Consider the following 17,219-nt stretch of genomic DNA (forward strand, 5'->3'; position numbering starts at 1 on the left):
GGATGGGAGGGTCGTGCTCGACCGGTTCAGGCGCCTTCGACGACCGAAAAACCTTCGAATTGCGGGTGACCGAGATAGTGGACTTTGCTGGTGCCGGCATTCTTGTGCGCGGCACGGAAGTTCTCCGACTTGGTCCAGGCGACAAAATCGTCGTGGCTTGCCCAGATCGTGTGCGATGCGAACAGCGTGTAGCCTTCTGCCTCGTTGACCGGGCCACGCAACAGGTGGAATTCCTTGAAACCGGCCATCTCCGACAGCGAGGAATCACGATTTTTCCAAACGTCCTCGAAGGCCTCTTCCGAGCCGTTCTGTACCTTGAAGCGGTTCATGGCGATGTACATGGTGTTCCTTTCTGGACGTGGGGTGAAAACTTAGAGGAATGGGCCGACCTGGACGGTGAAAGGCCAAGTTTTCCGGCCAGTTTCTGGCGGGATCGCGGGGTAGGGTGCGACGCTCTTGACCAGCGCCACAGCGAATTTATCGAGCTCGGACGAGCCCGAGCTTCGGACCAGCCTTACGTCCATCACGCCGCCATTGGCGGTGGTGACAAAGCTGACGATTGCGTTGTCTGTCGCTTTTGCCTGGGCTGATCGCGAGACCCGCCGGCTGGCGCGACTCAGTTTTTTCTGCACTAAACCACGATAGTTGGAAGCCACCGCGTTGCCCGCTTCCATCTCGTTGGTGTCAATGCCGGAGACCGTACTGTCGCCGTCTACCTGACCTTCGTTCGTACCGCGCAGAGTATCCGCTTCGGCTTGATCTCCGGGATCGGTCGCTGATTGAACTGGCTGCGGTTCTCCAGCCGGTGTTTCGGGTGCAGGCTGCTGCTGCTCGGCCAGTCGCCGTTCGGCTTCGCTCGGTTCTGGCATCACCGGTCGCAATATTTCGAGCTTGGCGGTTGGTCGACCCTCCAAGGTTGCGATGCCATCTTTTTCCTCAGTCGCCTGCGGGTTGACCAGGACGTCAGGGGAAGGTTCGGCCGGCTGCTGCTCCTGTCCTTTGGTTGGTTGAGTTCGTTCCTCAGGTGGCTGAACTGGTTGAACCGGAGGCGAGGGGGCAGGTTGTGCCTGTCGAGGCGGCAACAATTCGCTTTCTGGCACGACGGTAACGTCCGTCACCTCCGGTTGCTGAGCGGCAGTGGTAGCGTCGGCTTCGTCATTGCCAAACAGGAGCGGATTGGCCGTTTTTGCCCCCTTGATGTCTGTCATTTGACGCGGTGGCAGGATGCTTTCGGGCGCCAGAATCAGCATGGCTGCGACTGCTGCGTGGAAGAGAAGCGAGGCGATGAAAGCCAGAGTCCATTTCGAGCCGCCGGCTTCGTTCGCATGACCTGGCTCCGCGGAAGCCGGCTCGACCTCGGCATCAGCAATGTCATCGAAGATGGCGGTTTCGGGAGGATCCGGCTGCAGAACGTCGCCGGGAATGACGATCCGTGGATCTTTCGGTTGCACAGCATCCGTCTCGCCAAACGGCTGGAACGGTACGCTGTTCGAAGAAGCCGGTTGCGGATCCAAGGCACAAGTTCCTGTTCATGACGGAAACTCAGACCCCGAAGGTGATGCCCGCCTTGCTGCTGGTCTTGAGGTCGCGCATGCATGCGGCGGGCTCGACGCCCTGACCCACGCATTCCGTAGCGCTGTTGACCAGCACGCGGCTGATCTTGGAGCAAGTCGTACCCGAAAGATCGAAACGCGTCACCTTCGTCTTGCCGGCCGACAGTTCCTTGAAGTCGAGCACGGTCATGCGGTCGACGACGCCGGCTTCATTGAACAGGGCGATCTCAAAGGCAGCCTTGGTAAGATCCGCGCCGAGATTGTTTGCAACGACGAAGGTCAGTCGGCAGCCCTTGTCGGAGGGCTGCGCGCCATTCAATTCCAGCGAAAGCGAAGTCGCCTGCTGTGCAAATGCGGAGCTCACGCCGGCAGGGAAGGCGGCGAGGGCGGCAAACAGGACAAACGACTTCGCTTTCATGGTCAGCCTCCGAAACGCATGGTTGCGCCAAGTTTGAACGTCACGCCGGGTTCGTAGATAGTCGAAGTGGTCGTGGCATTGAGCGGGTTGGCGTATTTGACGTCGAAGATGTTGTCGACGCGGAAGTCGACTTTGAGATTGTCATTGGCCTTGTAGGAGGCAAAGGCATTGACCAGCGTGTAGTCGCGGGCCGCAGCATTGCCTTCCGGCTTGCCATTGTACTGGACCTCGCCGCCGACGGTCAGCCTGTCCTCGAAGAAGCGGAAGCCGAGCTGGGCCGCCACTTGCGCTGAGGGAACAGTGGTCAGGTCTGCACGCACGCCTTTGTAGGAGACGGTGTGACCGTCGATGATCGAGGCGGACAGGCCGGCAAAACCCCAGGCTGCATCATAGACGCTTTCGAACTCGAAGCCGTTGATCTTGGCCTTGGCGAAATTCTGGTACTGGTAGCAGATCGGGATCATGCCGCCGCGGCGGCAGCCGCTGGTCGGATCGAATGCCGACAGCTGCACGCCGGAAATGTAATCGGTGACATCGTTGTTGAAGTAGGCGGCCTTGATGCGCAGCGCATCATCCGGCTGGAAGATGCCGTCGGCAGTGTAGTTCAGGCCGGCTTCCCAGGTCTTGCCGGTTTCGGGCTTCAGGTTCGGGTTGGGCAGGAACGGGAAGGAGACGCCGGCCGGATGCAGGCCGCTGATGAAGGTTTCGGTGAGCGACGGCGAGCGGTAGCCCTCTGCATAGGTCGTGTAGAGTTGCAATCCGCTCAGGCCCGGCGCTTCAAAGGGCGAGACGCCGACAGTGATGCGCGGCGATACGCGGTCGCCGGAGGTCTCGGAAGTTGAACCCTTCAGGCTGTAGCTGTCATAGCGCAGGCCGGCAATGACTTCGAGCCACTCCCAGGTCAGCTTGTCCTGGATGTGAGCGCCGCCGACATTGCGCTTGCCGCCTGGCGTATAGAAGGCGTCACCCGCTGCAAGACCGGTGGTCTCGACATCATCCGATACCCAGTCACCGCCATAGGTCAGTTCGTGATTGATGCCGGATGTCTCGAAGCGCGAGGTGTTCCAGACGTCGATGCCGAAGGTGCCGATATCATAGGTGGTCTTGGAACCGGCCGGCAGCGTGACCGGCCGGCCCGTGATCGGATCGAAACGGCCACCGAGCGGGATCAGGCTGGTCTGGTCGAGCGTAGCCTTGTTGTAGGAAAGATTGACGTTCAGATCGAGCCAGCTCTTGTCCTCGTCAGTCAGGTTGTAGCGGCCGGTAAAGGTGTTCTGCTTCATGTCCAGATCGTAGGCAGGCTTGCCGCCACTGATCTCGTTCCAGCTCTCGCTGTTGCCGATCCAGCCAAGTTTCAACGTCGAATTTTCGGTCGGGCGGATGGTGCTCTTCAACATGCCACTGAGCACGTCGAAGCCGCTGCCGCCAACCTTGTTGCCATCGCCGTCCTTGTAGTCGCCGTAGTCGCGATAGACGATGTTGCCGAGCACATCGAAATTGTCGTTGAATTTGTAGGCACCGGTCGCGCTGGTAGTCCAACCCTTGCCGTTGGTCTCGTAGCGACCTGAAAGGGAGGTTGCCCAGGTTTCACCGGGTTTCAGGAAATCTTCGGCGTCCTTTGTGTCGAACATGACGACGCCACCGATGGCGCCTGAACCATAGGTGTTGGCTACGGGCCCGCGGATGACGTCGACCGATTTGATCAGTTCAGGATCGATATAGAAGGTCGACTGCGTGCCGTGGTCGGAACGCTGGAAGTTCTGGCGGGCGCCATCGACGATGACGGCGACGCGGCCGAAATCCTGGAGGCCACGGATGTTGATGGAGGAGGCGGTGCGGCGGGCATCGGCCTGCACCGTGACGCCTGGCACGCCGCGCAGCATCTCGTTGGGGGTCGTCGCCATGCGGCGCTCGAGCTGCTCCTGGTCGATATGGCTGACCGAAGCGAGTGCCTTGATGGCGCTCTCGCCGGTGCGGCTGATCAGCATGATCTTGTCGAGCAGGGTGCTTCCCTGGGTGTCAGCCTTGGCCGCCTCCGCTGGCTGACCGTTCTGCGCCCCGGCTTGAGCTGCCGGTTTGGCAGTCTCCTGAGCCAGTGATGCACCCGATAGCAACGCCGTGACGGCAGCGCTGGCTGTCAGCACTGCAAGTGTTTTGGCGACGGTCCCACCCACGCCATAAAAATCCCCGGCCTGTTCAGACCGCTCCTTCGTCCCCACGCCCATCTCCAACTCCAAATTCCTGTCTGCATGCTGGCTCGCCGTGGGGCTGGCTCGCATCTTTTTCGTTCGGCCGGTGTGTTAAATGTTGACTCATCTAGTCCGGTATTGCACTGACTAGTAAACATGAGTATTCAAGTCAACAAATGAATCGGCCTTTCGCAGGAAGCCGGGTGCGCCCCGGCGAGATCAGGAGTGGACCAACATGAACACGCACAACCCTGACGACTTCCGTTTCCGCTACCGTCGGCCAGAAGCGCAGGCGCAATTGCGCGTCGAACGGATGCCGCTTTCGGTGAGGACGCTCACCAGCAATTCGCTTTTCCAGGGTGAGCACGAGATCGGCATCGAGCACCACGGTGCGCTCTACCGGCTCAAGATCACCCGCCAGGGCAAGCTCATCCTCAACAAGTAAGGCACCAAGGGTAGGGACGGAAATGGACCAGCGCGTAAAGCCAGCCCCGCACGAAATTCGGCGGACGCGAGCGGAAAACCCCAAGATGCGCGAGCGCGATCTCGCCGCACAGCTCGGCATTTCGGAAGCCGAGCTTGTGGCCGCGCATTGCGGCGAAGGGGTGACGCGCGTCGAGCCACGCGTCAACGACCTGCTGACTGGTCTCGAGCCGGTCGGCGAGGTGATGGCGCTGACCCGCAATGAAAGCGCGGTCCATGAAAAGATCGGCGTCTACGACAAGGTCGTCACCGGTGAACATACGGCGATGGCTTTGGGCGAGAACATCGATCTCCGTATCTTCCCGAAGGTGTGGGCACATGGTTTCGCCGTCGAAAAGCGCGACGGTGACGAAATCCGTCGTAGTCTGCAATTCTTCGACGCCGCAGGTGACGCCGTGCACAAGGTGCATCTGCGGCCCGCATCCAATCTCTACGCTTATCAGAAGCTGGTCGATCAGCTCGTTTCATCGAACCAGGAGCCGACGGTTGTCCTAGGCGCCGTCGCCGAGGACGATATGCCGGGCGAACTGACGCCGCAGACGATCGATGACCTGCGTGAACGCTGGAGCAAGCTGACGGACACGCATCAGTTCTTTGGCATGCTGCGTACGCTGAAGCTCAGCCGTCAGCAGGCGGTGCGGATGATCGGCCAGGACTATGCCTGGAAACTTGATCCATCCGCTGTGATGGCGATGTTCCAGGGCGCGTCTGCAAGCGGTCAGCCGATCATGTGTTTTGTCGGCAACCGCGGCTGCATCCAGATCCATTCCGGTCCGGTCAAGTCGGTTAGCCCGATGGGGCCTTGGATCAATGTATTCGACGAGACCTTCCATCTGCATCTGCGTGCCGATCACATCGCCGAAGCCTGGGTCGTGCGCAAGCCGACCAAAGACGGCCATGTCACTTCGCTTGAGGCCTATGGTGCCGACGGCAAGATGATCATCCAGTTCTTCGGCAAGCGCCATGAAGGCGAAGTCGAGCGCGCCGACTGGCGTTCGCTGGCGGAAGGCTTGCCGCGCCTGGCAGAACAGAGCGCCGCGTGATGCGTGGCGCGATGAAGAAGATGGTGCGGATGGCCGTTTTCGGCACCGCACTATCGGCTATGTCGCTCGCCGCCGTGGCGAGCGAGAACGGCGCCGTGTTCACCGACACCAAGCGTATCGTCGCTGTCGGTGGCGCCGTCACCGAGATCGTCTATGCGCTGGGCGAGGAAGGTAAGCTCGCCGCCCGTGATTCCACCAGTGTCTATCCCGAAGCAGCCTTGAAACTGCCGGATGTCGGCTACATGCGCGCGCTGTCGCCGGAAGGTGTGCTTTCTGTCAATCCAACCGGAATTCTGGCGCTCAAAGGCAGCGGGCCGAAGGATGCGATCGATGTTCTGAAAAAGAGCAGCGTGCCCTTCATCGAAGTGCCCGAGACCTACGATCACGCCGGCGTGCTGGAAAAGATCCGTATCGTCGGCAAGGCTCTGGGTGCTGATGCCAAGGCGGAGAAACTGGCCGCCGAACTGGATACCAAGCTGAAGGCCGCAGAAAAGCAGACTGCAGACGTCAAGGACCGGAAGCGGGTGCTGTTCGTTCTGTCGATGCAGAACGGCAAGATCCTCGCAGCCGGTTCCAACACGGCTGCGGATGGCATCATCAAGATGGCAGGCGCCATCAACGTTGCTGCCGAAGTGCCGGGCTACAAGCAGCTTGCCGACGAAGCGGTGGTGACAGCCGCGCCGGACGTCATTTTGATGATGACGCATGCCGGACCGCCGGTTTCGGACGAGGTGCTGTTTGCCAATCCGGCGATCGCCGAGACGCCGGCCGGCAAGGAAAAGAAGGTGATCCGCATGAACGGCGCCTATCTGCTCGGATTCGGCCCACGCACCGCCTATGCAATCCACGATCTCGCCGCAGCTTTCTACGGCAACAAGATCGCCGATTGAGCGACGAGTGCCATGGTTGATCACTCCATTGCCGGCTCGTCCGGCTTGATGGCGCGCAAGGCAGCTGGCGATCGCTCAGCGCGTGCGCGTCTTGCCATCGTACTGCTGGCGATATTGCTTGCAGCTGTTGCGCTGTTCAGCCTTACCGCCGGCGCCTCGGACGCTTCGGCTTTCGACGCCCTGCGCGACTGGTTCTCCAGTTCCGATGCTGAGGGCGTGCTGAGCGCCCGCGACCGCATCATCATCTATGATATCCGTTTGCCGCGTGTCGTCCTGGGCGCGCTGATCGGAGCGGCACTCGCCGTATCAGGTGCTGTCATGCAAGGTCTGTTCCGCAACCCGCTGGCCGATCCCGGCATTGTCGGCGTCTCGGCGGGTGCGGGGCTCGGCGCGGTATCGGTCATCGTCCTGGGCGGCACCGCGCTGGCGCCTTTCACGACGCTTCTGGGGTCTATGGCATTGCCGCTCGCGGCCTTCATCGGCGGTCTGGTCACGACGCTGATCCTCTACCAGGTCGCGACGCGCCAAGGGCGTACCTCGGTGGCGACCATGCTGCTGGCCGGCATTGCACTGTCGGCGCTGGCCATGGCACTCACCGGCGTGCTGATCTACATGGCCGACGACCGCCAACTGCGTGATCTCACCTTCTGGCAGCTCGGCTCGCTGGCCGGCGCGACCTGGACCAAGATCGGCACCGCCGGGCCGATCATGCTGATTGCGCTGGTCGCCATGCCGTTCTTCGCACGCGGACTCAATGCGCTGTCGCTCGGCGAGGCGACGGCGGGGCATCTCGGCATTCAGGTGCAGAAACTGAAATATGTCGCCATCGCCGGCGTTTCGGCGGCTGTTGGCGCTTCGGTCGCTGTCAGCGGCGGCATCGGCTTTGTCGGCATCGTGGTGCCGCATTTGCTGCGGCTCACCATTGGTCCGGACAACCGCTACCTGTTGCCGGCCTCGGCGCTGCTTGGCGCTACGCTGCTCATCCTGGCCGACACCGTCTCGCGCACCATCGTTGCGCCGGCCGAACTTCCGATCGGTATCATCACCGCCACGGTTGGCGGTCCGTTCTTCCTGTGGATACTGCTGCGCAAGCGCGGCGTCATCGACCTGTGAGCCACCCATGATCGAAGCCCATGATGTTTCAGTGAAACTTGCCGGAAAGCGCATCGTCTCCGGCATCGATTTCGAAGCGCATCCGGGTGAGATCGCGGCCATCGTCGGCCCGAACGGCTCCGGCAAGACGACCTTCCTCAAGGCCTTGTCGGGAGACCTCGGCTATGATGGCTCGGTTGTCATCAATGACCGCGAAGTGTCGGCGATGCGTCCGGTTGAAGCCGCAGGGATGCGGGCCGTCCTGCCGCAGGCAACGTCGCTCGCCTTTCCCTTCACGGTCCAGGAAATCGTTCGGCTTGGACTGATCGGTGGCCGATCCGGCGTGTTGGCTGGCGAAAACGAGCGTCTGCCGGAGCGCGCGCTGGCCAAGGTCGATCTGGATGGTTTCGCGGGACGATTCTATCAGGAACTCTCAGGCGGCGAGCAGCAGCGTGTGCAATTGGCTCGTGTGCTTTGTCAGGTCTGGGCGCCGGTGCTGGACGGCAGGCCGCGCTACCTGTTCCTCGATGAGCCGGTATCGAGCCTGGACGTCAAGCATCAGCTCATCATCATGGATATTGCCCGCGATTTCGCGAAACGGGGTGGCGGGGTCGTCACCATCCTGCACGATCTCAACCTGACGGCGATGTACGCCGATCGCATCTTCGTCATGCATCGTGGTTCGCTGGCTGCAGCCGGCACGCCGGCTGCAGTGCTCAGTGACAGTCTTATCGAAAAGGTATTCGACTGCCGCATGCGCGTCGGGGTGCTGCCGACCGGCGACGTGCCGTTCGTGCTGCCGCAATCCGTTGCTCTTTAAGTCTCGCCTTTGGCTCAGGCAGCCGGGGCGCGGCGTTCCAGAAGATCGATGCCAAGCAGCGAACGCACATTCGGACGGGCGGCGACCAGATCAGCGATCGTGTAGCGGCCGAGCACCTCGAAAAAGGCGTTGAGCGCTTCGCGCAGTGCCGAATTCAGCGCGCAGCTGTCGATCAGCGGGCAATCGGCATCGGCCTCGAAGCATTCCGCCATGGCGAAACTCTCTTCGGTGATGCGCACGACATCGAACAAGGTGATCTCGGCGGCTGGTTTGCCCAGTCTGACGCCGCCGTTGCGGCCGCGTACGGTTTCTACCAGCCCATGTTCGACCAGCGGCTGCAGGATCTTGAACAGGAACAGTTCCGACACCGTATAGGCGGCGGCGATTTCGGGAATGCGGCTGAGGCGGTCGTCATTGGCCGCACAATACATCAGGATCCGCATGGCATAGTTGGTTTGACGCGTGAGCCGCATGGTCGCTCCTTCGCAAAGCACGTGTTCGCGCGAATATGGCGCATAGTCTGGAATAATTCTAGACTGGACTTCCGTATATATGACATTTTCCGTCAACTTTTTGAAGGAAAACGTCAAGCTCGCGACGCTTCCGTTGCGTCACCTACCCGGCAAAGGGCCAAGAGGCCGCGTCTCCTTGCGTTTCCGCTGAAACTCACGATTATTCCGGCTAGGGCAATTCTAGGAAAAGTGTGTAACGGTTTTCCGCCAGGAATTGTGTAAAAACAAATGGTTAGAGCGTTTCCGCGTTTCCGTGAAAAACGGAAACGCTCTAGGGAACAGAACCGGAAGGAAGTCTGAGGGAGGGCGCGCATGGCGCAGGACACCGGGTTCGGCAGGATCCCTGGTCCGCCCAAAAAGCCGATCGTCGGCAATATGCTGACGGTGGACACCGAGACGCCCCTCCAAAGCCTGATGCAGCTTGCGCGTGAGCTGGGACCAATTTTCCGCCTCGACATGATGGGCACGCCGATGGTGGTGGTGTCGGGCGCTTCGCTGGTCGAGGAAATCTGCGACGAAAGCCGTTTCGACAAGGCGGTGCGAGGCTCGTTGCGGCGCGTCCGGTCCGCGGCCGGCGACGGGCTCTTCACCGCCTACACCCAGGAAGACAATTGGACAAAGGCTCACAACATCCTGCTGCCTACCTTCGCCCAGCGCGCCATGGCCGGCTATCTGCCGCTGATGCAGGACATTGCCAGTCAGCTCTGCATGAAGTGGGAGCGTCTCAACGTCGACGACGACATCGACGTCGTGCACGACATGACGGCACTTGCGCTCGATACGATCGGGGTCTGCGGTTTCGATTACCGCTTCAACTCCTTCTACCGGCGCGACTATCACCCTTTCATCGACGCGCTGACGCACACACTTGAAACCTGCATGGTGCAGCGCGGGCTGCCGTTCGAAAAAGTGATCCTGCGTAAGCGGCTCGATCAGCTCAAGACCGATGTCGCCTTCATGTCGAAGCTGGTCGACGACATCGTGCGCGAGCGGCGCCGTGGCGGCGGTGACCAGGCACAGAAGGACCTTCTCAACTTCATGCTGGCCGGGGTCGACAAGGCAACCGGCGAAAGCCTGTCCGACGAAAACATCCGTTACCAGATCATCACTTTCCTGATTGCCGGTCACGAGACGACATCGGGGCTGATGTCTTTCACGCTCTACTTCCTGCTCAACAACCCGGATGTGCTGGAAAAGGCCTACGAAGAAGTCGACCGTGTGCTTGGCAGCGACATCGGCGTCATGCCGACCATCAGCCAGGTCAGCCATCTCACTTATGTGCAGCAGGTGCTTAACGAGTCGCTGAGACTGTGGCCGACCGCACCGGCGATCGGCCTTTATCCCTACGATGACGAGTTGCTCGGCAACCAATACAAGGTGAAGAAGAACACCTTCACCACGCTCCTGACGCTGATGCTGCACCGCGACCCGTCCATCTGGGGCGCGGACCCCGAGCGTTTCGACCCCGACAATTTTACGCGCGAGGCGGAGGCTTCCCGGCCTGCCCATGCCTTCAAACCGTGGGGCAATGGCCAGCGCGCCTGCATCGGTCGCCAGTTCGCCATGCAGGAGGCGACGCTGGTGATCGGGATGATCCTGCAGCGTTTCCAGCTGTTCGATCACCAGAAGTACCAGCTGCGCATCAAGGAGACGATGTCGATCAAGCCCGACGGCTTCCGCATGAGGGTGAAGCCTCGTCCGGGCCGGACACGAGGTTCGATGGTGCCGGGCGCGACATTGAGCGATCAGGCAGTCGCGCAATCGGCGCCACAGGTCGCCAGACGGCCAAAGCATGGCACGCCGCTCGCCGTGCTTTACGGCTCAAACCTTGGCACGACGGAGGATCTTGCCCGCGCGATCGCTCAGACGGGCGAATTGAACGGGTTTGACGTGACGATGGACGAGCTCGACGCCAGGGTCGGCAGTCTGCCGACCAAAGGGGCGGTGGTGATCGCCAGCGCATCCTACAACGGCGCGCCGCCCGATAATGCGACGAAGTTCATGGATTGGCTGGAGAAAGCCGATCCGGGAGCCGCCAAGGGCGTCAACTATCTGGTGTTTGGTTGCGGCAACCGCGACTGGGCTTCCACTTTTCAGGCGACGCCCCGGCGCATCGACGAGCGGCTCGAAGCACTTGGCGGCAAGCGCATCACGCAGCGTGGTGAGGGCGACGCGCGCGAGGATCTCGACGGTCAGTTCCAGGACTGGTTCAAGGGCCTTTTCCCATCCGTGGGCGAGGCTCTGGGACTGGACATCGATTTTTCGGAACAGGCGGAGGCCGAGCCGCTTTACGAAGTCGAGGTTGTTACCGGTCAGCCGGTCAATCCAGTCATATATCAGTCCGGCGCAGTGGCAATGGGGGTCGTCGCCAACCGCGAACTGCAATCGCCCAGCTCAGGCCGCTCGACCCGTCACGTCGAGGTGATGCTGCCTGAAAATGTCGGCTATCACGCCGGCGATCATCTGTGTGTCGTGCCTGTCAACGACCCCGCCTTGGTCGAACGGGTCGAAAAGCGTTTCGGCTTCGGGCCGGACGCGCAGGTGAGGTTGAAAACCACGGGTGGACGGCAGGCACCGTTTCCGGCAGACGGCCCGGTTCCGGTGCGCCGCATCCTCTCCGACTATGTCGAACTGCAGGCCGTCGCCACGCGCAAGCAGATCCACGCGATGGCTGCAGCAACCCGCTGCCCATTCACCAAACCGCAGCTGGAAGCACTGGTCGCCCAGGCCAAGGATGGCGTCGATTCTTACAAGGCTGAAGTGTTCGCCAGGCGTAGATCCGTGCTGGACCTCCTGGAACAGTTTCCGGCCTGCGAATTGTCCTTTGGGCAGTATCTGGAAATGTTGCCGCTGCTGGCGCCACGCTATTATTCGATTTCATCTTCCCCATCCTCGAAAGCCGGACATTGCTCGATCACCGTCGGTGTCGTCGATGAACCGGCGCGGTCGGGCAGCGGCATCTATCGTGGCGCCTGCTCCAACCATTTGGCTCGGGCAGGCGAGGGGACCATCATCCATGCGACGACGCGCGCGACAAAGGCGGGTTTCCGCCTTCCCGACAACCCCGCGCGGCCGATAATCATGGTCGGGCCAGGCACGGGGTTGGCACCGTTCCGCGCCTTCCTGCAGGAGCGGGCAGCCTTGGCAAATGCCGGCGCGACACTCGGGCCAGCGATGTTGTTCTTCGGCTGCCGCCATCCCGACCAGGATTTCCTCTACCGCGAGGAACTGGAAGCGATGGCTTCCGCTGGCTTGGTCGAGCTTCATGTCGCTTTCTCCCGGCAAAATGGCGAGCGGACCTATGTGCAGGACCTCATTCGCAAGAACGGCGCTTCCATCTGGCAACTGATCGAGGCCGGCGCGCATATCTATGTCTGCGGTGACGGCAGCCGGATGGAACCGGATGTGAAACGCGCGCTGACGCGTCTCTATGCGGAGGAGACCGACACTGACCCGCAGGCCGGCGATGCCTGGATCGAACGGCTCGCCAAGGAAAACCGCTACGTGCTGGACGTCTGGGCCGGGAGTTGAGACGACTACCTGCGACAAACTTACTTTGACGTAAACGTTACGTTGGGTGATCTTGCAAACCATGGTGCGCTGCACAATATTAGCAGCGTCGAGCACCGACTCGGGGAGGAACCCGTTAGGAGTGCGACATGGAAAGACAGATTACGAACACCGCTCCCCTGATGGGGACCATACGGCAGCTCAGGCCTTCCGAGCTGCCGCGATTCCGCGACCATCTGTTGAGATTGGATGCCGAAAGCCGGCGCGATCGCTTCAACGGACTGACGGACGACGCCTTCATAGCCTCTTATGCCGAACGCAGCTTCGCGGATGGCACTACGGTCATCGGCTATGTCGAAGACGATCTGGTGCTGGGCGCTGCCGAGCTGCATGAGCGGCCGGAGGATGCCGAGCCGACCGCCGAGATCGCCTTCAGCGTGGAGCGTCATCTGCAGCATCGCGGCATTGGCGGCCACCTGTTCGAGCGCCTGATCGCACAGGCACGCGGACTGGGCTATATGCGACTGCGTGTTACCACCCATCCGCAGAACCAGGCGATGAAGACGTTGGCCCGTCGTTACCGCGCTGCCTTGAACTTCGTGGATGGTGAGACGGTCGGCACAATCGACCTCGAACCAGTTGATGAAGATGTGCTGACGGCGCTTCTGCCGACCCGTCCCCATACCGACGTTGCGCTAAGCAGGGCTTGAGGTTTTCTGCCTTGCCTGAGGCAAGGCAGTTGGGTTTCATGAAAAAGGCCGCCCTAGGGCGGCCTTTTTTGCTTTCTAGCCATTGGCTGGGCAATCAGTTGCCGTTGGCCGTGACGGTCACGCCGAGCGTCTTGGTGAGGTCGGCCGGGCTTGCCATCGCACCAGCCGCGATCAGTGCGAAGGGCACGGGGCTGGCGGGCTTGGCTGTAATCACCAGGTTCTGCGGGTTGTCGAGATAATCGCTGACAGCCTTTGTCACCTGAGCGGTCAGCTCGGGGTTGTTGATCTGCGCCATGCCGAACGGCACGATGGCCTTGGCCTGGTTGGCGATGTCTTTCGGCTGCATGTTCTGCTTCTTGGCGACGAATTCCAGCACCTTGTTGGTCAGTGAATTGTCGGCGAAGCGGATCGAGGCGCTGTTGAAGGTGAGCTGCTGCATCAGGCCGAGCACGGCCATGCCCTCAGCGGACTTGTCGGCACCTTCCGGCGACGCGGCCATCTTCTTCTGGAGCTGCTGCAGCGACTTGATGAAGTCGGTGGTGTAGCCGCCGAGCGAGAAGGCCATGCCAAGTGTTCCGGCATTGTCGACGGTGATGTCGTATTTCGACAGATCCATCTTGCCGTCCTTCGGCTCCCAGGAACCGGCCATGTCGAGCTTGCCGGAAATGTTCTGGTAGCCGAGGCCATCAATCATTGCCTTGGAGTCGGCATCCTGCACCAGCGACAAGTCTCCGGTGAATTTCTCGGCGCCGCCGGTGAAGCTCAGGGCTTTGCCGTCAGCCGGGGGGACGATGTCGACATTGGCGTTGGCGACCGAGAAGGCGGTCTTGTCGCCAACCTTCACCGACAGGCTGTCGAGCTGGGCGGATTTGTACATCAGCAGCGAGGCCACGGGATCGGTGTTGCCTTCTCCAGGGATGGTCATGCCGTTGATGACGAAGGGGCTCATTTCGAACTTGGCGCCGTCCTTCTCCTGGGTGAAAGCTTCAGTCGAGACTGTGTCGACGAGGTAGCCGCCATTGGCATCGGTCACGTTCTTGAAGGTGACGTTGCCGATCTTCAGCGGTTCCTTGTCGCCGGCAGGGGCGACCGTCACCCCTTCCAGCACCATGCTGGAAGTGTCGCCGGAAACGCCGGTCCAGGCGAGGGTCACGCCCTGGTTCTCGAAAGAAGCCTTCAGGCGCTCGGCCACCGCCTTGGTGTCAGCCGCAAAAGCGGGATTGAGCGGCAGGGCGAGGAGAAGCGCCGAATAGGCGAACTTGCGAAGGGTTGAGCGGTGAATGGTCATCGCGTGCTCCAAAGTGACAGGGGCTGTCCAGAAAAATCTGCTCATATTTAACACCTTCACCCGTCCGCAACGAACTGGGCCGGAAGAAGGCATTCCCGCCAGAAAAGCCGACATTCGCGGAAAAGACAGATCCAGGAAATCGGGCAGCGGCAAGGCGCGGTCCTTACGTCATGGCAGCTGTCCACGCAACATCCCGCATCGATGCGCCGCGCTTAAACGGCTCATGTTACAGTTTCATGGCGACCATTTGGTCGCTGCCGACCGGGGAAATATCGCGGATGCGCTTGCCAACCGCTTTTTTGGAATGAGACTTGGAATGACTTGACCCACGCGCCTCTTGTCGCGAATCAGCCTCTCGGTTAGTCCAAACCCATGGGAAAGAGCCTTTTGCCGCCTGACAATGGTGGCCACGACAACATCGAATCGGTCGACCTGAAGAAGGCGTTGGAAGATCGTTATCTTTCTTACGCGCTCTCGACGATCATGAACCGCGCTTTGCCGGATGTGCGCGATGGCCTGAAGCCGGTGCATCGCCGCATCATGCATGCCATGCGGCTGTTGCGCCTCAACCCCGACCAGGGTTTTGCCAAATGCGCCCGCATCGTCGGCGAGGTGATGGGTAAATTCCATCCACATGGCGACCAGTCGATCTACGACGCGCTGGTGCGTCTCGCGCAGGATTTCTCCATGCGCTACCCGCTCGTCGACGGGCAGGGCAATTTCGGCAACATCGATGGCGATAACGCCGCCGCCATGCGTTACACCGAAGCACGCATGACGGATGTGGCAACGGAACTGCTCGCCGGCATCACCGAGGACGCGGTCGACTATCGCCCGACCTACAACGAGGAGGACGAAGAACCCATCGTCCTGCCGGGCGCGTTCCCGAACCTGCTGGCCAATGGCTCTTCCGGCATCGCGGTGGGCATGGCGACATCGGTGCCGCCACACAACGTTGCCGAGCTGTGCGATGCCGCTCTTCACCTCATCGATCATCCCGACGCTTCTGTCGCCAAGCTGGTGGAGTTCGTACAGGGACCTGATTTCCCGACTGGCGGTATCATCGTCGACAGCCGTCAATCCATTCTCGATGCCTATGAAACGGGCAGGGGTGGTTTTCGCGTCCGTTCGAAATGGAGCCAGGAGGACCAAGGCAGGGGCACCTGGGTGATCGCTGTCACCGAAATCCCCTATGGTGTGCAGAAGTCGCGGTTGATCGAAAAGATCGCCGAGCTTCTGATGGCCAGGAAACTGCCGCTTCTGGAAGACATTCGCGACGAGAGCGCCGAGGACATCCGCGTCGTCCTGGTACCGAAAAGCCGCACGGTCGCCCCAGGCCTTCTGATGGAATCGCTGTTCAAGCTGACTGAGCTCGAAAGCCGCTTTCCGCTCAATATGAATGTGCTGTCGCGCGGCAAGGTGCCGAACGTGCTTTCGCTCAAGGGCGTGCTGCAGGAATGGCTGGAGCATCGCCGCGAAGTGCTGGTGCGCCGTTCGAAGCACCGGTTGGGTGAAATCGAAAAGCGCCTCGAAATCCTGGCTGGCTACCTGATCGCCTATCTCAACATCGATGAGGTGATCCGCATCATCCGCGAGGAGGATGAACCCAAGCAGGTCATGATGGCCCGTTGGTCGCTGACCGACGTACAAGCCGAAGCCATTCTCAACATGCGGCTGCGTGCTTTGCGCAAGCTCGAGGAATTCGAGATCCGCAAGGAATACGACGGGCTTTCGGAGGAGAAGAAGCAGATCGAGTCCCTGCTCGCTTCGGTGGAGAAGCAGTGGAAGACGATCGCCTGGGAAATCCAGAAGATCCGCCGCGATTTCGGTCCTGAGGAAAACAAGGAACTCGGCCCGCGTCGTACCCAGTTCGCCGATGCGCCTGAACACGACCTGACCGATATCGCGCATGCGATGATCGAGAAGGAGCCGGTGACGGTGGTGGTGTCGGAGAAGGGCTGGCTGCGCGCCATGAAGGGTCACCTGACCGATCATTCGCTGTTCAGCTTCAAGGAGGGCGACGGGCTGAAGCTCGCCTTCCACGCCCAGACCACCGACAAGATTCTCGTCTTCACTACCGGCGGCAAGTTCTACACGATCGGTGCCGACCGATTGCCGGGCGGTCGGGGCCATGGCGAGCCGATCCGCATCATCGTCGACATGGAGAACGACCAGGACATCGTCACGGCCTTCGTCCACGATCCGAAGCGCAAGCTGCTTCTGGTCTCGCATCAGGGCAATGGCTTCGTGGTTTCCGAAGAAGAGGTCGTCGCCAACACCCGCAAGGGCAAGCAGGTGATGAACGTCAAGGCACCCGACGAGGCGAAACGATGCCTGCCGGCTGTCGGTGACCACGTCGCAATCGTCGGTGACAACCGCAAGATGCTGGTGTTCGCACTGTCTGAAATTCCCGAGATGGCGCGCGGCAAGGGCGTTCGCCTGCAGAAGTACAAGGATGGCGGTGTTCTCGATGTGAAGACCTTCGTCATGGAAGGCGGTCTGTCCTGGCAGGACTCCGCTGATCGTACCTTCACCCGGCCACGCGAGGAATTGACCGAATGGATCGGCAACCGCGCTGCCGCCGGTCGGATGGTGCCAAAGGGCTTTCCGCGTACAGGCAAGTTCGGCTAGCCACTTTTTTATGCGAAGCGCGAATCCTTTTGCCGGTTTCGCGCCTCTTGTCCCTGAAGCCGGCATGGTGCGGGTGACAG

General features: G+C 60.9%; 15 protein-coding genes. 9 read left to right on the plus strand and 6 right to left on the minus strand.

Going from position 1 to position 17,219, the window contains the following annotated elements; genetic code table 11:
- Positions 1 to 26: 26 nt before the first annotated feature.
- Genes ACFWXH_RS11465 through ACFWXH_RS11480 form a run of 4 tightly spaced genes read right to left on the minus strand, consistent with a single transcriptional unit; the run spans position 27 to position 4,196 of the window.
- Positions 27 to 341, minus strand: a complete 315-nt coding sequence (locus ACFWXH_RS11465) for an antibiotic biosynthesis monooxygenase (RefSeq protein ID WP_054311203.1) — start codon at positions 339 to 341, stop codon at positions 27 to 29.
- Positions 342 to 371: 30 nt separating this feature from the next.
- The gene (locus ACFWXH_RS11470; protein ID WP_379120231.1) at positions 372 to 1,514 is read right to left on the minus strand and encodes an energy transducer TonB; all 1,143 of its coding nucleotides are present in this window, start codon (positions 1,512 to 1,514) and stop codon (positions 372 to 374) included.
- A 28-nt stretch (positions 1,515 to 1,542) separates the two neighbouring features.
- On the minus strand, positions 1,543 to 1,971 hold the full coding sequence (locus tag ACFWXH_RS11475; protein WP_379120233.1) for a hypothetical protein: 429 nt from the start codon (positions 1,969 to 1,971) through the stop codon (positions 1,543 to 1,545).
- Between the two features lie 2 nt (positions 1,972 to 1,973).
- Entirely contained in the window at positions 1,974 to 4,196 is a 2,223-nt protein-coding gene (locus tag ACFWXH_RS11480; RefSeq protein ID WP_379120235.1) for a TonB-dependent hemoglobin/transferrin/lactoferrin family receptor, read from the minus strand.
- A gap of 199 nt (positions 4,197 to 4,395) precedes the next feature.
- Here ACFWXH_RS11480 and hemP point away from each other — a divergent pair, with 199 nt between their 5' ends.
- From hemP to ACFWXH_RS11505, 5 genes are read left to right on the plus strand one after another with little or no spacing between them, the layout of a single operon-like run.
- Entirely contained in the window at positions 4,396 to 4,605 is a 210-nt protein-coding gene (gene hemP / locus ACFWXH_RS11485; protein WP_054311199.1) for a hemin uptake protein HemP, read from the plus strand.
- Positions 4,606 to 4,627: 22 nt separating this feature from the next.
- Positions 4,628 to 5,686: a hemin-degrading factor gene (locus tag ACFWXH_RS11490; RefSeq protein WP_379120237.1), complete on the plus strand. Its 1,059-nt coding sequence runs from the start codon at positions 4,628 to 4,630 to the stop codon at positions 5,684 to 5,686.
- A gap of 29 nt (positions 5,687 to 5,715) precedes the next feature.
- Positions 5,716 to 6,576 (plus strand): hemin ABC transporter substrate-binding protein, encoded by an 861-nt coding sequence (locus tag ACFWXH_RS11495; protein ID WP_379120922.1) that lies wholly within the window; start codon positions 5,716 to 5,718, stop codon positions 6,574 to 6,576.
- 12 nt (positions 6,577 to 6,588) lie between these two features.
- Positions 6,589 to 7,689, plus strand: a complete 1,101-nt coding sequence (locus ACFWXH_RS11500; RefSeq protein WP_379120239.1) for a FecCD family ABC transporter permease — start codon at positions 6,589 to 6,591, stop codon at positions 7,687 to 7,689.
- A gap of 7 nt (positions 7,690 to 7,696) precedes the next feature.
- The gene (locus ACFWXH_RS11505; RefSeq protein WP_379120241.1) at positions 7,697 to 8,488 is read left to right on the plus strand and encodes a heme ABC transporter ATP-binding protein; all 792 of its coding nucleotides are present in this window, start codon (positions 7,697 to 7,699) and stop codon (positions 8,486 to 8,488) included.
- A gap of 14 nt (positions 8,489 to 8,502) precedes the next feature.
- Here ACFWXH_RS11505 and rirA read toward each other — a convergent pair whose 3' ends face one another.
- Positions 8,503 to 8,961 carry an iron-responsive transcriptional regulator RirA gene (gene rirA, locus ACFWXH_RS11510; protein ID WP_054311194.1) on the minus strand — a complete coding sequence of 153 codons (459 nt, stop codon included), beginning with the start codon at positions 8,959 to 8,961 and terminating at the stop codon, positions 8,503 to 8,505.
- Positions 8,962 to 9,312: 351 nt separating this feature from the next.
- Between rirA and ACFWXH_RS11515 the strand changes: the two genes are divergently transcribed.
- Positions 9,313 to 12,531 (plus strand): bifunctional cytochrome P450/NADPH--P450 reductase, encoded by a 3,219-nt coding sequence (locus ACFWXH_RS11515; RefSeq protein WP_379120244.1) that lies wholly within the window; start codon positions 9,313 to 9,315, stop codon positions 12,529 to 12,531.
- A gap of 128 nt (positions 12,532 to 12,659) precedes the next feature.
- Complete coding sequence (locus tag ACFWXH_RS11520) at positions 12,660 to 13,220, plus strand: GNAT family N-acetyltransferase (protein ID WP_379120246.1); 561 nt, start codon at positions 12,660 to 12,662, stop codon at positions 13,218 to 13,220.
- A 94-nt stretch (positions 13,221 to 13,314) separates the two neighbouring features.
- Here ACFWXH_RS11520 and ACFWXH_RS11525 read toward each other — a convergent pair whose 3' ends face one another.
- Positions 13,315 to 14,508, minus strand: a complete 1,194-nt coding sequence (locus ACFWXH_RS11525) for a hypothetical protein (protein WP_379120248.1) — start codon at positions 14,506 to 14,508, stop codon at positions 13,315 to 13,317.
- On the opposite strand from ACFWXH_RS11525, the gene ACFWXH_RS11530 reads away from it, so the two are divergent.
- The gene (locus tag ACFWXH_RS11530; RefSeq protein WP_379120250.1) at positions 14,501 to 14,833 is read left to right on the plus strand and encodes a hypothetical protein; all 333 of its coding nucleotides are present in this window, start codon (positions 14,501 to 14,503) and stop codon (positions 14,831 to 14,833) included. The two genes, ACFWXH_RS11525 and ACFWXH_RS11530, sit on opposite strands and share 8 nt — an antisense overlap.
- Before the next feature lie 47 nt (positions 14,834 to 14,880).
- Entirely contained in the window at positions 14,881 to 17,139 is a 2,259-nt protein-coding gene (gene parC, locus ACFWXH_RS11535; protein ID WP_379120252.1) for a DNA topoisomerase IV subunit A, read from the plus strand.
- The last annotated feature ends 80 nt before the right edge of the window (positions 17,140 to 17,219 follow it).

Source organism: Mesorhizobium sp. NPDC059054 (assembly GCF_042739215.1).
Lineage (GTDB): Bacteria > Pseudomonadota > Alphaproteobacteria > Rhizobiales > Rhizobiaceae > Mesorhizobium.

Bases quoted from the DNA above. Each gene is read 5' to 3' on its own strand.
- ACFWXH_RS11490 (WP_379120237.1), top strand. From the start codon at position 4,628: ATGGACCAGCGCGTAAAGCCAGCCCCGCACGAAATTCGGCGGACGCGA.
- rirA (WP_054311194.1), bottom strand. From the start codon at position 8,961: ATGCGGCTCACGCGTCAAACCAACTATGCCATGCGGATCCTGATGTAT.
- ACFWXH_RS11495 (WP_379120922.1), top strand. From the start codon at position 5,716: ATGGCCGTTTTCGGCACCGCACTATCGGCTATGTCGCTCGCCGCCGTG.
- ACFWXH_RS11525 (WP_379120248.1), bottom strand. From the start codon at position 14,508: ATGACCATTCACCGCTCAACCCTTCGCAAGTTCGCCTATTCGGCGCTT.
- hemP (WP_054311199.1), top strand. From the start codon at position 4,396: ATGAACACGCACAACCCTGACGACTTCCGTTTCCGCTACCGTCGGCCA.
- ACFWXH_RS11475 (WP_379120233.1), bottom strand. From the start codon at position 1,971: ATGAAAGCGAAGTCGTTTGTCCTGTTTGCCGCCCTCGCCGCCTTCCCT.
- ACFWXH_RS11465 (WP_054311203.1), bottom strand. From the start codon at position 341: ATGTACATCGCCATGAACCGCTTCAAGGTACAGAACGGCTCGGAAGAG.
- ACFWXH_RS11530 (WP_379120250.1), top strand. From the start codon at position 14,501: ATGGTCATCGCGTGCTCCAAAGTGACAGGGGCTGTCCAGAAAAATCTG.
- ACFWXH_RS11515 (WP_379120244.1), top strand. From the start codon at position 9,313: ATGGCGCAGGACACCGGGTTCGGCAGGATCCCTGGTCCGCCCAAAAAG.
- ACFWXH_RS11500 (WP_379120239.1), top strand. From the start codon at position 6,589: ATGGTTGATCACTCCATTGCCGGCTCGTCCGGCTTGATGGCGCGCAAG.
- ACFWXH_RS11480 (WP_379120235.1), bottom strand. From the start codon at position 4,196: ATGGGCGTGGGGACGAAGGAGCGGTCTGAACAGGCCGGGGATTTTTAT.
- parC (WP_379120252.1), top strand. From the start codon at position 14,881: ATGGGAAAGAGCCTTTTGCCGCCTGACAATGGTGGCCACGACAACATC.
- ACFWXH_RS11505 (WP_379120241.1), top strand. From the start codon at position 7,697: ATGATCGAAGCCCATGATGTTTCAGTGAAACTTGCCGGAAAGCGCATC.
- ACFWXH_RS11520 (WP_379120246.1), top strand. From the start codon at position 12,660: ATGGAAAGACAGATTACGAACACCGCTCCCCTGATGGGGACCATACGG.